The organism is Flavobacterium akiainvivens (assembly GCF_001278115.1).
Taxonomy (GTDB): Bacteria; Bacteroidota; Bacteroidia; order Flavobacteriales; family Flavobacteriaceae; genus Flavobacterium; species Flavobacterium akiainvivens.
The window spans coordinates 283,172-303,717 of the sequence record NZ_LIYD01000005.1 but is presented as its reverse complement, the minus strand read 5'-3'; the positions used below and the strand labels follow the sequence as shown (position 1 = coordinate 303,717).

Sequence of the window (20,546 nt, the reverse complement as noted above, 5' to 3'; positions counted from 1 at the left end):
AAGGCGCCTTAAAAAGCGCCCCTAAAATAGTATCATAAAGTTATTAGCCTGTCTAAAATTTGATGCAGTATTGCATTAGATTTCTGCACATTAGCCTCTGTCTGAGACCTTATATCGTCAGGTTGCTGAACATAAGAGTGTTGCGTTAAGTCATCAGCGGCGTGGTGTAGCAAATCGTCAACGCTATTGGCGGTTGCTTCCAGGTGAAACTGCAGGCCAAGAACATTATTGCCGTATAAAAAGCCTTGGTTACCGTTTGCATCTGATACCAGTTTGCCTTCAGCACCTTGCGGAATTTCAAATTGCTCGCCATGCCAGTGGAAAACTACAGGTGCACCGTTAAAATAATGCCACGGCCATTTATCTGAAGGGGAGCCGTTCTTAACCGTATACCAGCCTATTTCTTTATTAGTGGCAGCAGTTACTTTAGCACCAAGCACACCCGCTATTAACTGGGCACCAAGGCATATACCAAGAATGGGTATGTTTGCCGCAAGGCATTGTTTTATAAAAGCCATTTCCTGCTGCATCCACGGGGTAAAAGCACTATCATTTACACTCATGGGCCCACCCATTACAACCAGCAAATCAAAAGTGCCGAGTTCAGGAAGGCTGTGGTTTTCTTCATAAAATTTAGTAATGGTAAGCTCAGCTCCCTGGGTTTGTGCCCATTGGGTTATATAGCCTGGGCCTTCAAAATCAACGTGCTGTAAAATATGTAGTTTCATAATGCCTTATTTTCGTTCCAATAATAACTGTCAGGATAAATACGCTGCCCAAAAATAGCCGTACCTATCCTTACAATTGTTGCGCCCTCTTCAATTGCGGTTTCAAGGTCGTTGCTCATGCCCATAGAAAGGTGTTTAAACCGCGCTTCAGGCAATATATTTTCTTTGATTACCTGCTCCTTTATATTTCGTAGCAATGCAAATGATGGGCGCACCTTTTAGTGTTCGGCACTAAACAGCCCTATAGTCATAAGGCCGGTTATGCGGAGTGTGCTAAATTTGCTTATATGGCTTATAAATTCAACAACCTCGTGGGGTGATAGTCCAAATTTACTATCTTCAAAAGATGTATTTACCTGCACCATAATATCAAGCATACGGCCCTGTGCCTGTAGTTGTTTATCAAGTGCTTCGGCTACAGATAACCGGTCTACCGACTGTATACAGGTTGCATATTTAAGTACATCTTTTACCTTATTGGTTTGCAGGTGCCCTATAAAATGGCGCTCAACAGTGGCAGCACCCAGTAAGAAATCTTTATCCCTTAGTTCCTGTACTTTATTTTCGCCAAGCAGGTCTTCGCCTGCATCAATGGCTAATTTAATTACTTCTGCCGGTACTGTTTTTGTAGCCAGCAGCAGGCGCACATCATCCGGGTTTCTGCCTGCTGCCAGGCAAGCATTTACAATCCGGCTGTGTATTTCGGTAAGCCGTTCTTTTATTTCAACGGCGTCATGTATATGATTCATAATTTACTCCTGGGTTTGATGCTCTGTACAATCAGTGCGAAGCTCATGCGCCATAAGCGGAGACTGTAGCAATGTGCAAAAATGCTCGCTGCCGCTATTGCGGTAAAACCTGCAGGAAACACAATTGCGCTGTACAGATATGATGCCTTTAGCATTTAAACCCCTTATAAGAGAGTGCAGCACACTGTAAAAATTGTTTTTCTCATCTGCACTAAACTGTGCCATTAGGTTGCTGATAACCGTATTAAAACCCGATACCTGCTGCGCCGTTTCACGCCCTGATGGTGTTAGTGCGAGGCTAAAGCTCCTGCTGTCTGACGTATCAGCCGTTTTTAGCAAGTAGCCTTTAGCAACCAGCACTTTAACCGAATCGCTAACTGTGGCTTTGGTAAGGTTAAACTCTTCGGCAAGATAGGTTATACGGCATTTTTCTGGCCCGTGTGATGCTATAAAAATCAACAGCTGAATTTGTATGGGGCTTAGGCCTGTATCTTTACTTTGTTCCCACAACAATACCCTGAAAGCCTCGGAGATCCTTTCCAGTGAAAATAAAATTTGCCTGTCAGTTTCAGGTATTGTGGGTTTATCCATAGGTTAATTACAGTTTTCCATCTCTATAATAGAAAAACCATTTGCTGTTATATCGTCAATTATGTTTTGCGGGGCCGCTGCTATATGGCAAAAACGGCACTCATCTGCGCTTATTATACTGCCGGGCTGGCCTTTCCTTTCCAGATATTGCTTCCCAAAATTAAATATAATTTCCTGTTCTGCTATAGCCTCCGGTGCAAGGATATCAAAATGCATTACCTGCCCGTTGCTCTTTTTTACATAGGTGTCCCAAACTGCTACTCTCATAATTACCTGATTTATATGCCCCTACCGTGGCAGGGGCATGGTTTTACTTTAGTTTTTAAGGTCTTCTATAGAAGCACCAAAATTAATGTGCAGTACATTGCCACCCTCAAGCACTAAAGCCGGTACTGATTTAACGCCTGCTTTGTCAGCTTCTGTTACCCTGTCTTTCTGGTCGCCAAGGTGCACTACCTCAACGTTTTCCTTGCCGATAAGTGTTACAATATCTTGTTCTGCGCTTACGCAAACCGGGCAGCCGGCATGATAAAAAACATGCTTTGCCATGATTATTTTTTGTTATGTTATTTAGCATTATTGCCGGGACAAATTTAGTTAGGAATCCTAACTAAATTTGTTAATAAAAAGTTAATTTTAAAAAACAAGATGATCTGTTTTAGTCATAAATATCATTTATACAGCCATTAAGAAAGAAAATAGATATTCATAATTTGTGTAGATATTATAACTAATTTAGCGCCCTTAATTTCATGTTATGAATGTTTTCGACCTACTGGTAACTAATAAAAAGCCCTCTAACTTTAATGATATTGCCCTTAGTGCGGGCAACCGGGAGTTACTATTGGCATTTATCAGCGAGCAGAAATACAGCAAACAACTACTGGAACACGGCCTGGAGCCCAACAACAAACTACTGTTACACGGTTCATCAGGGTGTGGAAAAACCATGACAGCTAATGCAATTGCCGCATCTTTAGGACGTAATTTACTGACCCTCAGCTTAAGTACCATTGTATCAGCCAGGATAGGCGAAACCTCAAAAAGCCTGAAACTGGTGTTTGACAAGGCTTCCCGCGAAAAAGCCGTACTCTTTCTTGACGAATTCGACCAGCTTGGAAAGTCCCGCTCAAGCGAGGATACCGATGTGGGCGAAATGCGCAGGCTGGTAAACTCCATCATACAACTCATTGATTACTACCCATCTGACGCCGTACTTATAGCTGCTACCAACCATTATGAGGTATTGGATATTGCCCTTAAAAGAAGGTTTCAGCTTAAAATAAGCTACGAGATGCCCGGCAAGGCCCAGTTAGATGCTTTTTATGACAACCTGCTGCATAACTACCCTGATTTCAATACCTTAAACAGGCAATATGGCATATCTTATGCCGAAGCGAAAGACTATACGATGACAACCATAAAACGTAGCTTAATAGAAAAATGGGCTGCTGAAGAAGCTGTGTAATTTCTTACATTTAATACTACAAAAACGCTTAATATTTCACTTTTGGAATTCATTTTCACGGTGTGAAATATCAAAATACGTTAACCCAGGATGCATTTGTTTATCCTTTATAAATATCCATCATCAGGCGGGCTTCTTCAAGGTCAAGTTCGCGCTCAATTTTGCGCAGCACCTGGTCGTTGGCTTCGCCGGTGCGGTGTTTCCTTTCAAGCGATTTCCGTTCAATATTAATAAGGTCTATTTGCAGCTGCGTGTATTCGTTAAATATCTCACTGGCAAGCGTTTCGCCCTTCCCGAAAAAATTCGCAGGCAAATCGGTCTTTTGCAGGCGGTTATACTTTACCTCATACTTGCTTTTAATATTACGCAGCAAATCATCCTGCAATAGCGCTAAGTTAGATTCAATATATTCTATGGTTTCAGATACCACTTCATTACGCACTATATACTCCTCTGCCTGAATGGAATACGGCTCAATCTTAAGCTTTTTAATAACCCATGGCAGGGTAAACCCAAGCAGTACAAGGGTAGAGAAAATCACGCAAAACGTAAGGTATATAATAAGGCTCCTGTGCGGAAAAGGCGTACCATCGTCAAAAGCTATGGGCAGTGCCAGTGCAGCCGCCATAGAAACCACACCCCGCATGCCAGACCACCCAAAAATAACCATGTTCCTTACATCAAAAGCTTCGGTTTCCTTTATGCGTTTGCTCAATACACGGGGCAGCATGGCCGCAGGTACCACCCATATAAAACGGATGGCAATAACCACAAAGCTTACGGTAACACCCCAAAGCGCCAGCGACAGTACAGAATAATCGCCTATACCCTCTGTTACCTGGCGCAGCTGCAACCCTATAAGTATAAAAATAAGGCCGTTTAATATGTAGGCCACCACCTGCCATACCGTGTTGGTCATAATGCGGCTTTCATGGCTGTATATTTCCCCGGCCCTGTAAGAAAGGTACAGCCCGGTGCATACCACAGCCAGTACGCCCGAAAAGTGGAAGTGCTCTGCAATAAGGTAAGAAGCAAACGGCGTAAGGAACGAAAGGGTAACCTCTACAATAGGATCGCACACAAACTTTTTGTGTATTATATACATTATGTAGCCTATAAGCAGCCCCACCCCTACGCCAAAAACAGATACCATAACAAAATTAAGCCCGGCTTTCCAAAGCACAAAATTGCCCGCTGTAACTGCAATAAGGGCATACCGGTACGCAATAAGGCCACTGGCATCGTTAACCAGGCTTTCGCCCTCCAGTATGGTAAGCACCCTTGGCGAGAGCCCCTTGCCTTTGGTTACAGATGTTGCCGCTACGGCATCGGGCGGCGATACTATGGCCCCAAGCAAAAAGGCAAGCGGCCAGCCCATATCATCTACAAGAGAATGGATAACAACCGCCACGCCAATGGTAGTAAAAAGCACTAACCCAACAGCTGCAAGCGTTATGGGCCGCAGGGCTCCTTTGAAATCGTGCCAGCTGGTGTGCCATGCCGAATAATACAGTAACGGCGGCAGGAAAATTACAAACACCACATCTGGGTCAAGCGCAATTACGGGCAACCCCGGTGTAAGGCTTATTACAATGCCACATAGCACCAGTACAATAGGGAACGGAAATTTATAGCGGTTACTAAGCAGCCCCAAAAAAGCCACCCCAAACAGCAGCATAATAATTACAGTAATGTTTTCCATGCCGAAATATAAGAAAGTTTTACCTGAAAGCCATACCTGCTACAAAACAGGTTACCAGAGGGTTAGGGTTAAAAAAAAAGCATCAGCCCACAAATTTTGGCAGGGCTTTAGTATGTTTGCATCTGAAGCAAAATAAAAACGGTTGGTGTAAAATTTTTGCCATTTTGTTGTTGTAATCAAATAATTTATATATTTGCATTTCAAGATAACAAAGAAATGACATTTAAAGTTTGTAATATGTGCTGTACCGTAACGGAATTTTCCGCAGGGCACGCTATTGCATAATTTTAAACCAAATTATACTATACAGGCCTCTGCACAGCAGGGGCTTTTTTTTTTGCATTTTTATGAATACTATATCTTTTGTAACCGTAGCTTGTTGTTGTTCTCAGAAAACCTGGGACACGTTTTGCTATGTATGCCACTGTTAAAAGTGCCTATACTATACAATAAACCTGAGTCCCTCCTGCGAGGGACTTTTTTTTTGCCTTAAATCGTTTATAAAAACTAACAGATATGGAACCGGTAGCACACTACAACATAAGGGATATTTATAAAGCCAACCTGGTTGAAAAGAGGATGTATATAGATATTGACAAAGTAAAATTGTGGGTAGATGAAACCTATGCCTGGCTGTTTTGCCAAAAGGAGCAGTATGTAAGCTACACTGTTTTCCAGAATAAGGAAACAGAACTGCGCGATATTCTTAAGGGCTTTTTAATACAGGAACGCATACCGCCAAGCGAGGCGCAAACCCTTTCAGGCCTGCTTTTTGCCCGCCTTGGCATAGTACACGCCATACTTTTAGACGACCTCAGCGCCGTGCTGGAATTTGACCCGGCTGCCAAATCTAAAGATGAAATACTGCTGGCCTACCCCGGGTTCTTTGCCCTTGCGGTGCACAGGCTGGCACACGAAATGTGGAAAGCCGGGTTGCAGGTACTGCCGCGCATTATAAGCGAATATTCACACAGCAAAACAGGCATAGACATACACCCTGCGGCTACCATTGGGCGGCGGTTTTTTATAGACCACGGCACCGGCATTGTTATAGGCGAAACTACCGTAATAGGTAACGATGTAAAAATATACCAGGGTGTAACCCTGGGCGCACTGTCTGTTGAAAAAGACTATACCTTCAAAAAGCGCCACCCCACCATAGAAGACAATGTAACGCTATATGCCAATGCCACCATACTTGGCGGCGAAACCACTATAGGCACCCGGTCGGTCATAGGGGGCAGCGTGTGGCTTACGGCATCTGTACCGCCTGATTCTCAGGTGTTCCACCAAACCGAAAACAAGCTTGGCCCCAAAAGGGCAAAGATATTTGCACAAAATTTTTCTATTTAAACAACAAAGAGTAAACAAATGAAATTCAATTCAGTATTAGAAACCATCGGCAAAACCCCGGTGGTAAAAGTAAACCGCCTGTATGGCGCAAACAAAAACGTATACATTAAGCTGGAGCGTTCTAACCCCGGCAACAGCATTAAAGACCGCATAGCCTTGGCCATGATAGAAGATGCCGAAGCAAAAGGAATCCTTACGCCGGAGAGCATTATCATAGAGCCAACATCGGGCAATACGGGTATAGGCCTGGCGCTTGTTGCCGCCGTAAAAGGCTACCGTGTTATACTGGTAATGCCAGAATCTATGAGTGTGGAACGCCGTAAGCTGATGCAGATTTACGGTGCGGAATTTGACCTCACCCCGCGTGAAAAGGGCATGAAAGGTGCTATAGAGCGTGCCGCCGAGCTGGTTGCAACAACACCCAATGCCTGGACCCCGGGGCAGTTTAGCAACCCCGCTAACGTATGGGCACATCAAAAAACCACCGCACAGGAAATACTGGAAGACTTTCCTAACGGTATAGATTACCTGGTTACCGGCGTGGGTACGGGCGGTCACATTACCGGCGTGGCATCAGTTTTAAAAGAACGGTTCCCTAAGCTGCAGGTTGTAGCCGTTGAGCCGGAACTTTCGCCGGTACTATCCGGTGGCAGCCCCGCACCCCACCCCATACAGGGCATTGGCGCAGGCTTTGTACCCGAAATTTACCAAAGCGGCCTGATTGACAACATTATAAAAGTAAGTAAAGACGACGCTTTTAATTACACCAGGCAGCTTGCTGCTAAAGAGGCTATACTGGGCGGCATTTCTACCGGGGCATCGCTTGCGGCTGTGGCACAGGTTATAGGCACGCTGCCGGATGATGCCGTTATCCTTACTTTTAACTACGACACCGGCGAACGCTACCTTTCGGTAGACGGCCTTTTCTAAACAATCACCATTAAATACTGTAGGAAATTACCTTGTTTAAAATACAGGGCAGGACTTCCTATGCCTAAAATGAGCTAAAATGAAAATAAAGAAAGGTAAAGTAATACTGGCAGGCGCAGGCCCGGGCGACCCTGATTTGGTTACCGTTAAAACGCTGCGCTACCTGCAACAGGCCGATGTGATACTGACTGACAGGCTGGTTTCGCCGGTACTTATTGAACAAAATGCCCGTAAAGACGCGCATATAGTATACGTGGGCAAACAATGCTCTAAAGGCATACACACGCCGCAGTCTGATATTAACGCCCTTATGGCAGAACTTGCATTAAAAGGCCACCTGGTGCTGCGCCTTAAAGGCGGCGATGTTTCGCTGTTCTCTAACGTGCTCGATGAGCTGGAAACACTGAAAAAGTACCACATCCCGTACGAAATTATCCCCGGGGTATCGGCGGCGTTTGGGGCGGCGGCTTATACGGGCATACCACTCACGGCACGCGGGTATTCCCGTGGTGTGCGGTTCCTTACGCTGTATGACCTCGGCACGGTAAAGCACACACAATGGCAGGACTGGGCCGAAACCGATGATACACTGGTATTCTACATGAGCGGGCAAAAGCTGGAAGAGCTTACCCAAAAACTCATCCGCATAGGCATTGACCCCGAAAAAGGCATTGCCATAGTGCAGCAGGCCACCACGCCGTTCCAGAAAACCACCATACGCAGCTTTTATGAAATAAACCGCAAAGGCCTGCCAGGGTTTGGCTATGTACCTACCCTTATCATTATAGGCAGTGTGGTAAACCTGCACAAACAATATGCATGGATAAAGGAAAACCACGCAGCAGAATCTTATTTTGATAACCATAAAAACACGTTTCAGTATGCTGCCGGATAGTACATTAGCCCTTTTAAAACAACTGGTAAAGGTGGCTACCCCCGAAGAGCTGATATGGTCTAAAGGCTATATAGCCGGCTTTCTTGAGGGCAGGAACACCCCTGCCCTGCCTGCCCCAGTTGCAGCGCCGGTAGCAGTAAAACCCGTTATTATTTACGGTACAGAGACAGGTAATGCCAAGAAAGTGGCATCGGGCCTGCTTGCCTCCTTCAAAAAGAAAAAGATAAATGCCAGGTCAGTAGACATTTTTGGGTTCGACCCCTTAAAACTGGAGAAAGAAGAACTGGCCCTGTTTATCGTCAGTACCCAGGGCGAAGGCGAGTTTCCGCTTAATGCGCAGGCGTTTTATGAAAAGCTTACTGCAAGGCAATACAAACTGGATAAGCTGTCGTATGCCGTGTTTGGGCTGGGCGATTCGTCATACCCGTTATTCAACCAGGCGGCGGTATTGTTAGATGAAGCCCTTACCAAACAAGGCGCTAAAAGCATACTGCCGCTTGTTAAAGCCGATGTAAGCTACCGGGACGACGTACAGCAATGGGAAACCGCCCTTGAAGCTGTTTTTTCGGGGTTACAGCCCAATGCTGTGGTTGCAGCGCCTACCGAACCTGCACACAGCAAAACGGCCTACCGGGGCGTTGTTTCGCACAGCATAGTGCTTAATGATACGGGCTCTAACAAGGAAACCCACCACATAGAAATCACTACCGATGAACCGGTTGACTACCGGCCCGGCGATGCCCTTGGCATATATGCCAAAAACGAACCGGCTAAAATAAATGCCGTATTAAAACTTCTGGGTACAGATGCCAATACGCTGATCGTAATTAACGGAGAAAACAAAACCGCCACGCAATGGCTGGAGGAAAAGAACATATTGGGTTTAAGCAAGCGTTCGGTTAAGGGTATTGGTGCATTACTCAACACCCATTTTGCCGATGAAGTATCTGATTTAGAAGACCTGCTTTCCCAAACCGGATTGCCACAGGATTTTGATGTTTCGGCGCTTATTGCCCTGCTGCTGCCCATAGCGCCAAGGCTGTATTCTATTTCTTCATCTCCCGAAGCCCATAACGGCGAGGTACACTTAACAGTTACCCTTAACACTTTCGTTGCAAACGGCATAGAAAAACAAGGACTGGCATCGCAATACCTAACCGCTTTTCCTAAAGATGCCCCGCTTGATTTTTACATCCACCGTAACAATAACTTCAGGCTACCCGATGACAGCCGCGACATCATAATGATAGGCCCCGGCACCGGCATTGCCCCGTTCAGGAGCTTTTTAGCCCACCGCGATGCTACCGGAGCTGAGGGCAAAAACTGGCTTTTCTTTGGCGAACAGCACTTTGTACTCGATTTCTACTACCAGACCGAAATACAGGACTGGCTAACGTCGGGCGTGCTTACCCATCTTGATGTGGCTTTTTCGCGCGACCAGCAGCACAAAATTTACGTCCAGGACCGCATTCGCGAAAAAGCCGCAGCCTTTAACCAATGGCTTCAGGACGGCGCCGTGCTGTACATCTGCGGGCAAAAATCGCCCATGAGCACCGATGTGGAAAAGGCAATTATTGAAGTAATAGCCTCACAACGCGGCATAAGCCACGAAGCAGCCGCACAGGTTCTGGAAACCCTTGAAACCGAAGGCCGCTACCTGAAAGATGTTTACTAACAATTTAAGACTAACACAATGAGCGATAAACTATCGGCGGTAGAAAAGATAAAAACCGCCAGCGACGGCCTTCGCGGCACGCTAAACCAAAGCCTGGAAGACAACTATACGGGCAACTTAAGGCCGGACGACCAGGTGCTGGTTAAATTTCACGGTATGTATGTGCAGGATGACCGTGACCGCCGTGCAGAACGTGCCGAAAAAAAACTGGATAAACTGTACTCGTTCATGATTCGCCTGCGCATACCCGGCGGGGCTATTACAGCAGAGCAATGGACGGCCCTGCACGAAATATCAGAACAATACGGCACCGGTACCCTTAAAATTACCACACGCCAAACGGTACAGCTGCACGGGCTGCTAAAGCACCAGCTGCGCCCCACCATACAGGCGTTCAACACCGCAAAACTCGACTCAATAGCGGCCTGTGGCGATGTAAACCGCAACGTGATTGTAAGTTCGCACCCACAGCTTTCGCCCCTGCATGAACAGGTGTATGTATATGCCGATAAAATTTCGCAACTGCTGCTGCCTAAAACCCAGGCCTATTATGAAGTATTTATAGATGGCGAAAAAATATACGAACGCTCCGTTGAGGCCGACCCGCTGTACCAGGACCGTTACCTGCCGCGCAAGTTTAAAATAGGCATTGCCATTCCGCCGTCTAACGATGTAGATGTGTATACCAATGACATTGGGCTTATTGCCATTATTGAAAACAACGAGCTGAAAGGCTTCAACATAGTCGCGGGCGGAGGCATGGCTACCACGCACGGCAACCCTAACACGTATTCAAGGCTGGGCAGCGTACTGGGATTTACTGATAATGAAGAAGATACCCTGAAAGCCGTGTATGAAATCCTTACCATACAACGTGATTTTGGCAACCGCGAAGACCGTAAGTTTTCGCGCCTAAAATACACTATAGACAAGCTAACCGTTGAGGGCTTTAAGCAGGAACTGGAAAACCGTATTGGCTTTACACTACAACACGCAAGGCCATACACCTTTACCGAACGCAGCGACCGTTATGGCTGGCTGCAGGGGCATGACGGCAAATGGTACTACACCCTTTTTGTGGAGCATGGTGTTATAAAACCGCATCAAAAAACGTTCCTGGCGGAACTGGCCTTGCTTGGTATTTCAAACTTCATTTTTACGGCTAACCAAAACCTGATGCTTGGGGAAATTAACCCGGAAGATAAAGATGCCGTTGCTGCACTACTATCAAAACACCAAATTGAAACTGCTACAAGCGGGCTGCGCAAAAACTCAATGGCGTGTGTGGCGCTACCCACCTGCCCTCTTGCACTTGCCGAGGCACAGCGCTACCTGCCGGAACTGGTTACCAAACTCGAACCGCTGCTGGAACGCCACAACCTGCTTGACGATGATATTGTGATAAGGATGACCGGATGCCCTAACGGATGCGGCAGGCCCTATGTTGCCGAAATAGGCTTTATAGGCACTGCGCCCGGGCAGTACAACCTTATGGTGGGTGGCGACCGTTTTGGCGAACGCCTTAACAAGCTGTATAAGGAAAAACTTGATGAAGCCCAGATACTCTATGAGGCTGATTTGCTTTTTGAACGCTTTGCTGCGGAGAGGAACATTGGCGAAACCTTTGGCGATTATACCCACCGCACTTACTTCGCAAATTAAACTATTGAATGCACAGAAAATGAAAAACACGCTGTTCCCCATATTTCTTAAGACTGAAACCGCCCGCTTCCTTATAGTGGGCGGCGGTAAGGTGGGGCTTGAAAAAACGCTTACCCTGCTCAAACAAAACCCCAATGTGGCCATTACCATAGTGTCGCCCGAGCTGCACCCCGATCTCAAGCCGGTAATTGCTGTAAATGAAAACGTACAGGCCATAGTGCGCAATTTTGAGCCGCAGGATGTAAACCATGCCGATTTTATTATTATTGCCACTGCCAATACCCCACTGAATACAGGCATACGGCAACTGGCAAAACAACGGGGATTGCTGGTAAACGCGGCCGACCAGCCTGCATTGTGTGATTTTTACCTGGGTTCTATAGTAAACAAGGGCAGCCTTAAGGTAGCTTTTTCTACCAATGGTAAATCACCCGTAATGGCCCGCAGGCTGCGCGAGTATTTTGAGCAGGTTATACCTGATGAGGTAGATGCTACTATTGAACAGCTCAACAAACTCAGGAATGCCCATACGGGAGATTTCAGTTCTAAACTAAAAGAGCTGAACAAGATAACAGCACCGCTTGCAGCAAAGCACAACAGCCTTTCTACCAATAAAAGGGCCATAACGGGTATATCTTTATTGTTTATAGTCTTTGTGGTGGGCTACAGCCTTTCTGCTGTAATATCTGGCCCGGAGCTGTTTAAACTGGCGCAGGGCATACCTGTAGAGTTTTTCATTATGCTTGCGGTGGGTTTTGTTGCACAATTGGTAGATGGCGCACTGGGCATGGGCTATGGCATTATGTGTTCTACCATGATGATGCTTTTTGGCGTAAACCTGCCCGTAATAAGCAGCAGCATACACACCGCCGAGGTATTTTCGAGTGCAGTAAGCGGCTACACCCATTATAAATTTGGCAACGTCAACAAAAAACTGCTCATCTGGCTGGCTATACCCGGTGTTATAGGGGCGGTAAGCGGGGCGTTGCTGCTTATATACCTGGGCAATACGTATGAAACTTTTGCCTATGTTGGAGTATCAGTCTACGCACTTGTCATTGGGTTCCGGCTTATATACCTTGCCCTTAAAAACATCCGCGCCAAATCTAAAATTAAAAAGGTGGGCCTATTAGGTTTTACCGGGGGCTTTATGGATTCTTTTGCCGGGGGCGGCTGGGGGCCAATAGTTACCTCTACCCTTTTGGCCAAAGGCAGAAAAATGAATTTTGTGGTTGGCACCGTTAGCCTGTCTGAGTTTTTTGTAACCTTTGCTGCGGCCCTAACCTTTTTTACTTCATTAGGCATAACACACTGGGCCACCCTGTCGGGCATAATAGTGGGCGGCAGTATTGCAGCACCGCTTGCAGCCCGGCTGTCGGGTAAATTACCGCGAAAAACAGCGCTATTGCTGGTAGCGGCATTGGTTATACTTTTTAGCATACGCATACTGCTAAAGCTGTTATAACGGCAAATTGTATGCATTTGTCTACACTATTGTCTACACTGTAAAACTCTATAAAACCACTATACTACAGTAAATTTACATATACCAATAAATTCTATGAATATGAAATTTACTACTAAGCACATCTTCGGCTTGCTGGCCGTTGCGGCATTTCCATTGGTGTCGGCAGCGCAAAGCGGGCTGGAGTCGCAACCCGGTTATGAGGTTTCAAAAACCGGCGGCGCAGTGGCCTCGCTCATGAAGTGGAAGGCCTTTAAACCCAATTACAGCAAAGCGCCTGTTACCAGCCCGCAGCAAAAAATGTTGCAGCAAATGGGCATACAAACCCCACAGTACACCACCCTTTCTAACAATTATGAATTTTATGGCGGCGAAGCCTACAAAGGCAACAATGTGCCCTATGCATCGGTTACAGATGGCGCTGGAAACACATACATTACCGGGGGCAGTACTAACGAGGACCACCCTGCGGGAGATTTCTTTACCATGAAAGTAAGCCCAGGTGGCGAAATACTGTGGGAAGAACGCGAACCTGCTGCTATGTATGCTGTTGAATATGGCATGAACATAGCCTTTGATAATTCGGGCAACATAATAGCATCGGGCCTTAAATGGAATGGTAACGATATGGATATCCGTGTGATTAAATATTCACCGGACGGTACCAAACTTTGGGATACCACTTTTGACAATGGTGCCGAAGGGATTGAAGTGCCTAACAGTATGGCCATAGGTGCTGATGGAAGTGTTTACATTGCGGGCATTGCATGGTCGGGCAATTCGGTTGATTACATTACCCTTAAATACAACAGCAGCGGTGCTGAACAGTGGCACCATACCGAAAACCCAGCCGGCGATGATACCTGGAACGAAGCTACGGCCATTGCGGTAGATGCCGGCAATAATGTGATTGTTACCGGTTACAGCCCTAATGAAAACGGCTGGCTTAACTACCACACTATTAAGTATAACCCGCAGGGCACAAAGCTATGGGAACAGGCCTATAACTATGAGAGTACCGACCCTGATAACGTAGCTGATGTAACCAACTCTGTACCCCGCGCCGTTATTACCGATGCCGATGGCAACATTTATGTTACCGGTACTTTTGATACGTTTATTAACCGCATAGGCACTATTAAATATAATGCCGCAGGAGAACAACAATGGGTTGAAACCTACAAAAGCGGTACTGAGGTAACCCTGGGCTGGAGAATTGGCCTTAATAACAACACGCTATATGTTGCCGGAAGCCACCTGGGCGGTTTTGCCGATGACGGTACCGTACTGATATCGTATGATACTGACGGTACCCAAAACTGGGTTGAAGAAACCACAAATCTTATTGAAACGGCAAATGCCCGGTTAGCTTTTGATGCGGAAGGCAATATTGTGGTATCGGCTGGCGGCATGACCCCTGGTGCCGAAGAATGGGAGCAGGATATGGCCGCACGTGCCTACAAATATACACCGGAAGGCGACCTTTTAGGCCAGGCTGCTTTTGTAATATCTACCGCCACCGGCACTGCCAGCATGGGCGAAATGGCCGGTACAGGTGTTGATAATGAAGGCAATGTATATTTTACCGTAAACTCATTTTACAGCGAAAGCGGCCCTGTTTTCGAAACCGTAAAATCTGGCTTTGGCACCACCGCCCCCGTAACAGACTGGAGCGCCACCTACACCAACCTTGGTTCGCCGGGTGCATCTATGCTCAACTCGTTTGCCGATGGTAACGGCAATACGTTTTCTACCGGTTCTTACTATACATTTAGCGATAATATGCTAAATGCCAATTACTTTATTGTAAAGCACGATTCAGAAGGCAACATAGACTGGAATGTGGCATTCAACGCAGAAAACGGCAACCCTGCCGAAGGCATTATAGGTAGTACTGATGCTAACGGAAACGCTTACGTGTGCCTGCTGCCCGGTTTTGAAGCTTATCCGCCACAGCTAAAGGTTATTAAGCTTTCGCCGGAAGGCACACAACTTTGGTCGGCTCAAATTGAGTTGTACAACCCCACTGTATATGTTTTAGCCCCACAGGCCGATGGTTCGGTATTCCTTGGCGGCACGGCCCTTGAGAATGAGGACAGTGCAGATCCGTCTTTTGTAGGCATTAAGCTTAAAGGCGATGGTTCCCAGCAATGGAAAACCTTTATGCCGGGCATTAGCGGCAACAACATTTACCAGATAAGTGCAGGCAAAGTTGATAGTGATGGCCGCCTGATACTTGCCGGTTCACACGGCAGTGGAACCTTTATGGCACAGGTTGTAAACCTTACAGCAGTACAGTTTAATGCCGATGGTACACCGGGCTGGATTGCATCAGTGCCCGTTGAGGGAGGGTCATCGCGCGGAACCGACCTGTATATTGCAGCCGATAACAGCCTTTACATAAACGGCTACACACAAAACAGCACCACTTTTTACGAAGATATTATAACCGCAAAAATAAGCGCTACAGGCGAAGTACTGTGGAGCGATACCTTTGGCGAAAGCGAAAGAAACGAACGCTCGTATACCGTTAAACCATTCAGTAACGGCGATATAGTGGTAGTGGGCTACAGCCTTGCCGATAATGGCGATATACACAACACGCTTGTAAAATATACCGCTGACGGAGAACTGCTTTGGGATTTTGCATCAGAAAATATGCGCTATTATAATGATTTCCATATAGATGGATCTGATGTATGCTACATAATGAACCAGGCAATTGTTGACCCGTTTCCGCATAAAATTTTCAATATGCCCTTCCCTATAGCATCTCTTGTAACGGTTGATTCTAATGGCGAAAACAGCAATGAGGCATTTTTTGTAGGCCCTGAATATGCCGAGTTTTATGGCGAAAGGCTTGTGCCGCATCCTGATAACAGGCTGCTTTTGGCAGGCAGTGTGAGCAACCAGGCTTTTTATCAGGGTACCTATTTTTTTGAAACCGAACACGATGGCACCCTTGGCCTTCCCGGTGAATTAACCCCTGATACACAACACAATATACTGGGACAAAATTATCCTAACCCGGTGCGCGAAGTTACGTCAATACCTTTTACGCTTGTAAACGGCGGCAAAGCGGCATTAAGGCTATACAACGCCCAGGGCAGGTACATAAGGGAAATTGCCAATGATATTTATGCTTCAGGCAGTAACACTATAACATTTGATACCAAAGGGTTAGCCCCGGGTATCTATTTTTACCAGATAGAATATAACGGCTTTAAACAGGCCCGCAAAATGGTTATAAAATAGGTTTATCAATCAAAAAGAATAAAGGCCCCGTTAAAACCGGGGCCTTTTTATGTTTTGTGCAGTATAAAATTTAAATTTGGCCCTTATGCCAAATTTAAATAAAGCAAAATGGTTAACCGGGCTGTGTTTTTTGCTGCTGGTTGTGGCCTGCACTAAAAACGAGGGGAATAGTACTGCCCCTAAAAGCCAGCCTGAAAAACAGGTATCGGCAGTGCTTACTAATATGGGTAATGAGCAGTGGCGCATGGGCAACTACCAGGAGGCACTTAACTATTTTACACAGGCTTATAAACAGGTAAAGGCATCGGGTAACGAACAGGAAATGGCTACCCTGCTCAACAACCTGGGGCTGGTACACTGGCGCCTGGAGAACAACACCGCCGCAATGGAGTGCTATACAGAAGCCGCCACCCTGGCCGAAAAAACCGGTATGAAAAGGCTGCTGGGCCTTACACTTACCAATAAGTCGCTCATTTTAAAGGAACAACGGGATTTTAACACCGCCTTTAAAGACAATAATGAGGCCATACAAATTTTTAAAGAGCTTAAAGAACCGCGTGACCTGGCCATTGCCTACAACAACCAGGGGCAAATATACCGGCTATCTGGCGCGTTTGACCCCGCCCTGAACTACTACCTGCTGTCTTTAGAAGAATGCAAAAAAATTAACTATTCTGAAGGTATGGCTACGGCCTACCAAAACCTCAGCACCGTTTATGCCAAACAGGGTAACAAAGAAAAAGCCCTGTGGGCAGGACACAAATGCCTGAACCTTAGCTACAAAGTAAAAAGCAAAGTGCGCATAAGTGAAGGCCTGCGCGAGCTTTCCCGTAATTATGACCTGTTCCAGGTACCCGATTCGGCGCTGTATTATTTCAAGAAGCACTATGATGTGGAAAAAGAGGTTATGGAAGCCAACCAGAGCAACCTCCTCTCCCAATACCAGGCAAAACTGGGCATTGAGGTAAAAAACCTGCGCATTAAAAACCTGCAAAACGAAAAAGAAATTGCCAATAACAGGCTGATGCTCATTGCAGTAAGCGTGGTTATTGCGCTGCTTATTTCGGCATTTTTTGTATACAGGTACCTCTCTATCATCAGGTTCCGTAAGAAACAGCTGGAACTACAGCTGCAAAACTCCCTGCAACTCATACAGGTTAAGGAAGAAGAACTTAAAACCTACATTATAGACCTTACACATAAAAACAACATAATCAACAAATTACAGGAGCCAAACGGTATAGAACCCGCCACAGACCCCGACTATGATGTAACCGAACTGCTTGAGCATAAGATATTTACCGATGACGGCTGGGACAAATTCAAGGTGCGTTTCAGGGCCATTTACCCTGATTTTTTCAGCAGGATTAAGCAAAGCGGCATTGCCGTTACCGAAGCCGAAATACGCATCCTGGTGCTTATGCGCCTGCAGCTTAACGGCACTGATATGGCCAGTATACTGGGCATTTCGCCACAAAGCGTAAGGGCCTGCAAGATGAGGCTCAAGAAAAAACTACAGGCAAACAACTACCAGTCGGTAGAAGAATACCTGCAATACATAGTATCTTAAAACTGTAGGTAATTTCTGTTATTTACTACCTGAAAATGGGTAATATTTCACTTTCGGAATTCATTTTCACGGTGTGAAATATCAAATTGCGCAAAAAAGCATATCGGGCAAAATTTTCAGGTTTAAAAATACCGTTTTGGAACTCCGGTGGGTCAAATGGTAAGGAGTATGACGTAGAATTTGTCAGGATATTAATTTTGACAAGAAATAAATGATCCAAATGAAATTCTGACAGCTTTAATGAAAAACCATAAGCATTTAGAGGAGTAAATCAATAGATTAAATACCTAATGATGGGTATTGGCATAGTTATATTATAATTATATTTTAGTTTAACTTATCAACCATCTACTATATGAAACTCCAAAAATTAATAATCAAAAATTTCCGCGGCCTTAAAGGCAATAATAATGTAATTGACTTTTCCACTTCTAATATCATTTTCCTTATCGGTCAAAATAATGTTGGTAAATCTTCTTTTTTAAGAGCGTATGAATTTTTCGTGATATCAACTCAAAAGGCAAGTCTTTCGGACTTTTATAATTACAACTTAGAAACCCCAATAGAAATTGAAGGAGTTTTTCTAAAAGATGATAATGATGATGAGGACGTAAACTTATCTATGGCTGTAAAAGGTAAAGGTACAGATCCGGATTGGATAAAAAAATGGGTAGATGATACTAATCACATCAGGGTAAAGAAGATTTGGACTAGAACTGATGCGGCAGATAAGTACACATATTCACCTGAAACAAATGAATGGGTTCTTAATGGTTTCGGTGGAATGCCGTCATTATTTCAGAAATATTCTCCAACTCCTATTATCATTGGAGCTATGGAAACAGAAAGTAGCCTTGAAGAAAAGGTCAATAAACTTATCCAAGATGAAATACTTAAAAAGCTGAAAGAGGATTATGGAGATGATCTTGATAAACTAATACAAGGTGTTAAGGATCTTCAGCAAAAAATTGCAGATTCGGATATTATCACGAAGTATAATGAAGACATCAATGAATACTTCAAGAAGGTTTTTACAGATTTGACGTTGAAATTATCTCCCAAGGATGATGAGAACATTAAATTGGAAGATTCATTTAAGAAAAACCATTCTGTAACAATAACGAAAGATGGTGTAGATCGTAACGAGGTATTTACACAATATGGACATGGTGTTATTCGCCAGGCTTTATATAATTTCTTGACATTTTTAAAAAGATCACGTGAAGGTAGTAAAAAGGAGTACATCATTCTTTATGAAGAGCCGGAGTTATTTTTGCATCCGGAGATTACATTCAGATTAAGAACAAGTTTATATGACCTGGCTGAGAATTCCCCATTCCAAATTTTGTGTGCGACACATTCTCCTTTAATGATTGATATTTCAAAACCACATTCATCCTTAGTTAGGGTTGTAAAGAGACAAGATGAAACAACTCATACGTATCAGGTTGGTGATGAAGTGTTCAGGGGTGATGAAGTGAAAAAGCAAAGAATACAAATGATAAACAGGTTTAATCCTCATGTATGTGAGTCATTTTATTCTAAGACTGTAATCATCGTTGAAGGAGATACTGAGGCCATAGTTTTTAGAGATTTGATTAAGCGATTTTACAACACCTTTGAAGTATATGTTTTGAATTCTGGATCAAAGAATAATATTCCTTTTTTTCAGGAAATATTTACTGCATTCCATATTGAGCACTGTGTTATACATGATTCGGATTCACGAACTACAAGTGATGGAAAAGCTAATAGTGCATGGACATTAAACAAATCAATCTGGGACAAGGTACTCGCAGCCAATGATAGATTAGAAGGTTTGTCTAGGAGATATGTCCATGTAGGGAACTTTGAGTTATCTCATGGAATAGTTTCAAATGGTAAGGATAAGCCTTGGAAAGCATATGACTATGCGCAAAGTTTAACATTAGAATCTGATGCACCTTGTCTTGTTCTATTGAAAGATCTACTAATAGATAAAGTAATACTACATAATCATGAATACGTAGAAGGCTTAAATTAAAGATTTAAGAAAAATAAGCCTCTGTTTTTTAAAGGTTCTCCACATAATTTCACATCACACAAGAGACAGATTTATAGGTTGTATAATAAGTAACCGAGGCAGTTTTTAACTGTCTCGGTTGTTCATTTAATCAACATTAGTTTTTATCTAATGTCAATAGCTCAGGAAGAATACTAAGGACATTTTGTTATCTTGTCGTTTTACTTTGATTAGTCCATCAGTAAATCCTGTTACAATCATTTTAAGGTTTGGTTTGCAAATTAAGCATACAGAATCTCCTTTTATGAATTTTATTTTCATAAAAAATATGATTTAGGTGAATTAGTATTATTTAGATTATGCTAAGACTATCGTCTAAATTATTAGGAGTATGTAATTCTTCCTTTTGAGAATCATAGATAAATGTAGGTAAATTTTGATACAAAACAAAGCTATATGTTTATTTTCCTGCTTATTTGTTCTTATACCAAATGGAAACCA

The 20,546-nt window shown here is 44.4% G+C and carries 15 protein-coding genes and 1 pseudogene; 10 read left to right on the top strand and 6 right to left on the bottom strand.

The window, feature by feature from the left end:
• Positions 1 to 32: 32 nt before the first annotated feature.
• The 5 genes and pseudogenes from AM279_RS01315 to AM279_RS01295 form a co-directional block, all read right to left on the bottom strand.
• Positions 33 to 728 carry a type 1 glutamine amidotransferase gene (locus tag AM279_RS01315; RefSeq protein WP_054405876.1) on the bottom strand — a complete coding sequence of 232 codons (696 nt, stop codon included), beginning with the start codon at positions 726 to 728 and terminating at the stop codon, positions 33 to 35.
• A pseudogene (locus tag AM279_RS01310) lies at positions 725 to 1,477 on the bottom strand (YggS family pyridoxal phosphate-dependent enzyme). Before AM279_RS01310 ends, AM279_RS01315 begins: the two are co-directional and overlap by 4 nt.
• Before the next feature lie 3 nt (positions 1,478 to 1,480).
• Entirely contained in the window at positions 1,481 to 2,068 is a 588-nt protein-coding gene (locus tag AM279_RS01305; RefSeq protein WP_054405875.1) for a MarR family winged helix-turn-helix transcriptional regulator, read from the bottom strand.
• Between the two features lie 3 nt (positions 2,069 to 2,071).
• Complete coding sequence (locus tag AM279_RS01300) at positions 2,072 to 2,335, bottom strand: DUF2024 family protein (protein ID WP_054405874.1); 264 nt, start codon at positions 2,333 to 2,335, stop codon at positions 2,072 to 2,074.
• Positions 2,336 to 2,383: 48 nt separating this feature from the next.
• On the bottom strand, positions 2,384 to 2,617 hold the full coding sequence (locus AM279_RS01295) for a hypothetical protein (RefSeq protein WP_054405873.1): 234 nt from the start codon (positions 2,615 to 2,617) through the stop codon (positions 2,384 to 2,386).
• A 208-nt stretch (positions 2,618 to 2,825) separates the two neighbouring features.
• Between AM279_RS01295 and AM279_RS01290 the strand changes: the two genes are divergently transcribed.
• On the top strand, positions 2,826 to 3,536 hold the full coding sequence (locus tag AM279_RS01290) for an AAA family ATPase (RefSeq protein WP_054405872.1): 711 nt from the start codon (positions 2,826 to 2,828) through the stop codon (positions 3,534 to 3,536).
• Positions 3,537 to 3,636: 100 nt separating this feature from the next.
• Here AM279_RS01290 and AM279_RS01285 read toward each other — a convergent pair whose 3' ends face one another.
• Positions 3,637 to 5,238 (bottom strand): Na+/H+ antiporter, encoded by a 1,602-nt coding sequence (locus AM279_RS01285; RefSeq protein ID WP_054405871.1) that lies wholly within the window; start codon positions 5,236 to 5,238, stop codon positions 3,637 to 3,639.
• A 516-nt stretch (positions 5,239 to 5,754) separates the two neighbouring features.
• On the opposite strand from AM279_RS01285, the gene epsC reads away from it, so the two are divergent.
• The 9 genes from epsC (at position 5,755) to AM279_RS01240 (ending at position 20,066) form a co-directional block, all read left to right on the top strand.
• Positions 5,755 to 6,591 carry a serine O-acetyltransferase EpsC gene (gene epsC, locus AM279_RS01280; protein WP_173571676.1) on the top strand — a complete coding sequence of 279 codons (837 nt, stop codon included), beginning with the start codon at positions 5,755 to 5,757 and terminating at the stop codon, positions 6,589 to 6,591.
• A gap of 18 nt (positions 6,592 to 6,609) precedes the next feature.
• Positions 6,610 to 7,521, top strand: a complete 912-nt coding sequence (gene cysK, locus AM279_RS01275) for a cysteine synthase A (protein WP_054405870.1) — start codon at positions 6,610 to 6,612, stop codon at positions 7,519 to 7,521.
• 79 nt (positions 7,522 to 7,600) lie between these two features.
• A complete protein-coding gene (gene cobA, locus AM279_RS01270) occupies positions 7,601 to 8,416 on the top strand; it encodes a uroporphyrinogen-III C-methyltransferase (protein WP_054405869.1) in 816 nt (271 codons plus the stop codon).
• A complete protein-coding gene (locus AM279_RS01265; protein ID WP_054405868.1) occupies positions 8,403 to 10,091 on the top strand; it encodes a diflavin oxidoreductase in 1,689 nt (562 codons plus the stop codon). The genes cobA and AM279_RS01265 overlap by 14 nt, the downstream gene beginning before the upstream one ends.
• Before the next feature lie 18 nt (positions 10,092 to 10,109).
• Positions 10,110 to 11,753 (top strand): NADPH-dependent assimilatory sulfite reductase hemoprotein subunit, encoded by a 1,644-nt coding sequence (locus tag AM279_RS01260; RefSeq protein WP_054405867.1) that lies wholly within the window; start codon positions 10,110 to 10,112, stop codon positions 11,751 to 11,753.
• Between the two features lie 19 nt (positions 11,754 to 11,772).
• Complete coding sequence (locus AM279_RS01255; protein ID WP_054405866.1) at positions 11,773 to 13,218, top strand: TSUP family transporter; 1,446 nt, start codon at positions 11,773 to 11,775, stop codon at positions 13,216 to 13,218.
• A gap of 102 nt (positions 13,219 to 13,320) precedes the next feature.
• Positions 13,321 to 16,473 (top strand): T9SS type A sorting domain-containing protein, encoded by a 3,153-nt coding sequence (locus tag AM279_RS01250; RefSeq protein WP_054405865.1) that lies wholly within the window; start codon positions 13,321 to 13,323, stop codon positions 16,471 to 16,473.
• Between the two features lie 85 nt (positions 16,474 to 16,558).
• A complete protein-coding gene (locus AM279_RS01245; protein WP_054405864.1) occupies positions 16,559 to 18,043 on the top strand; it encodes a tetratricopeptide repeat protein in 1,485 nt (494 codons plus the stop codon).
• Between the two features lie 355 nt (positions 18,044 to 18,398).
• Entirely contained in the window at positions 18,399 to 20,066 is a 1,668-nt protein-coding gene (locus tag AM279_RS01240; protein WP_054405863.1) for an ATP-dependent nuclease, read from the top strand.
• The last annotated feature ends 480 nt before the right edge of the window (positions 20,067 to 20,546 follow it).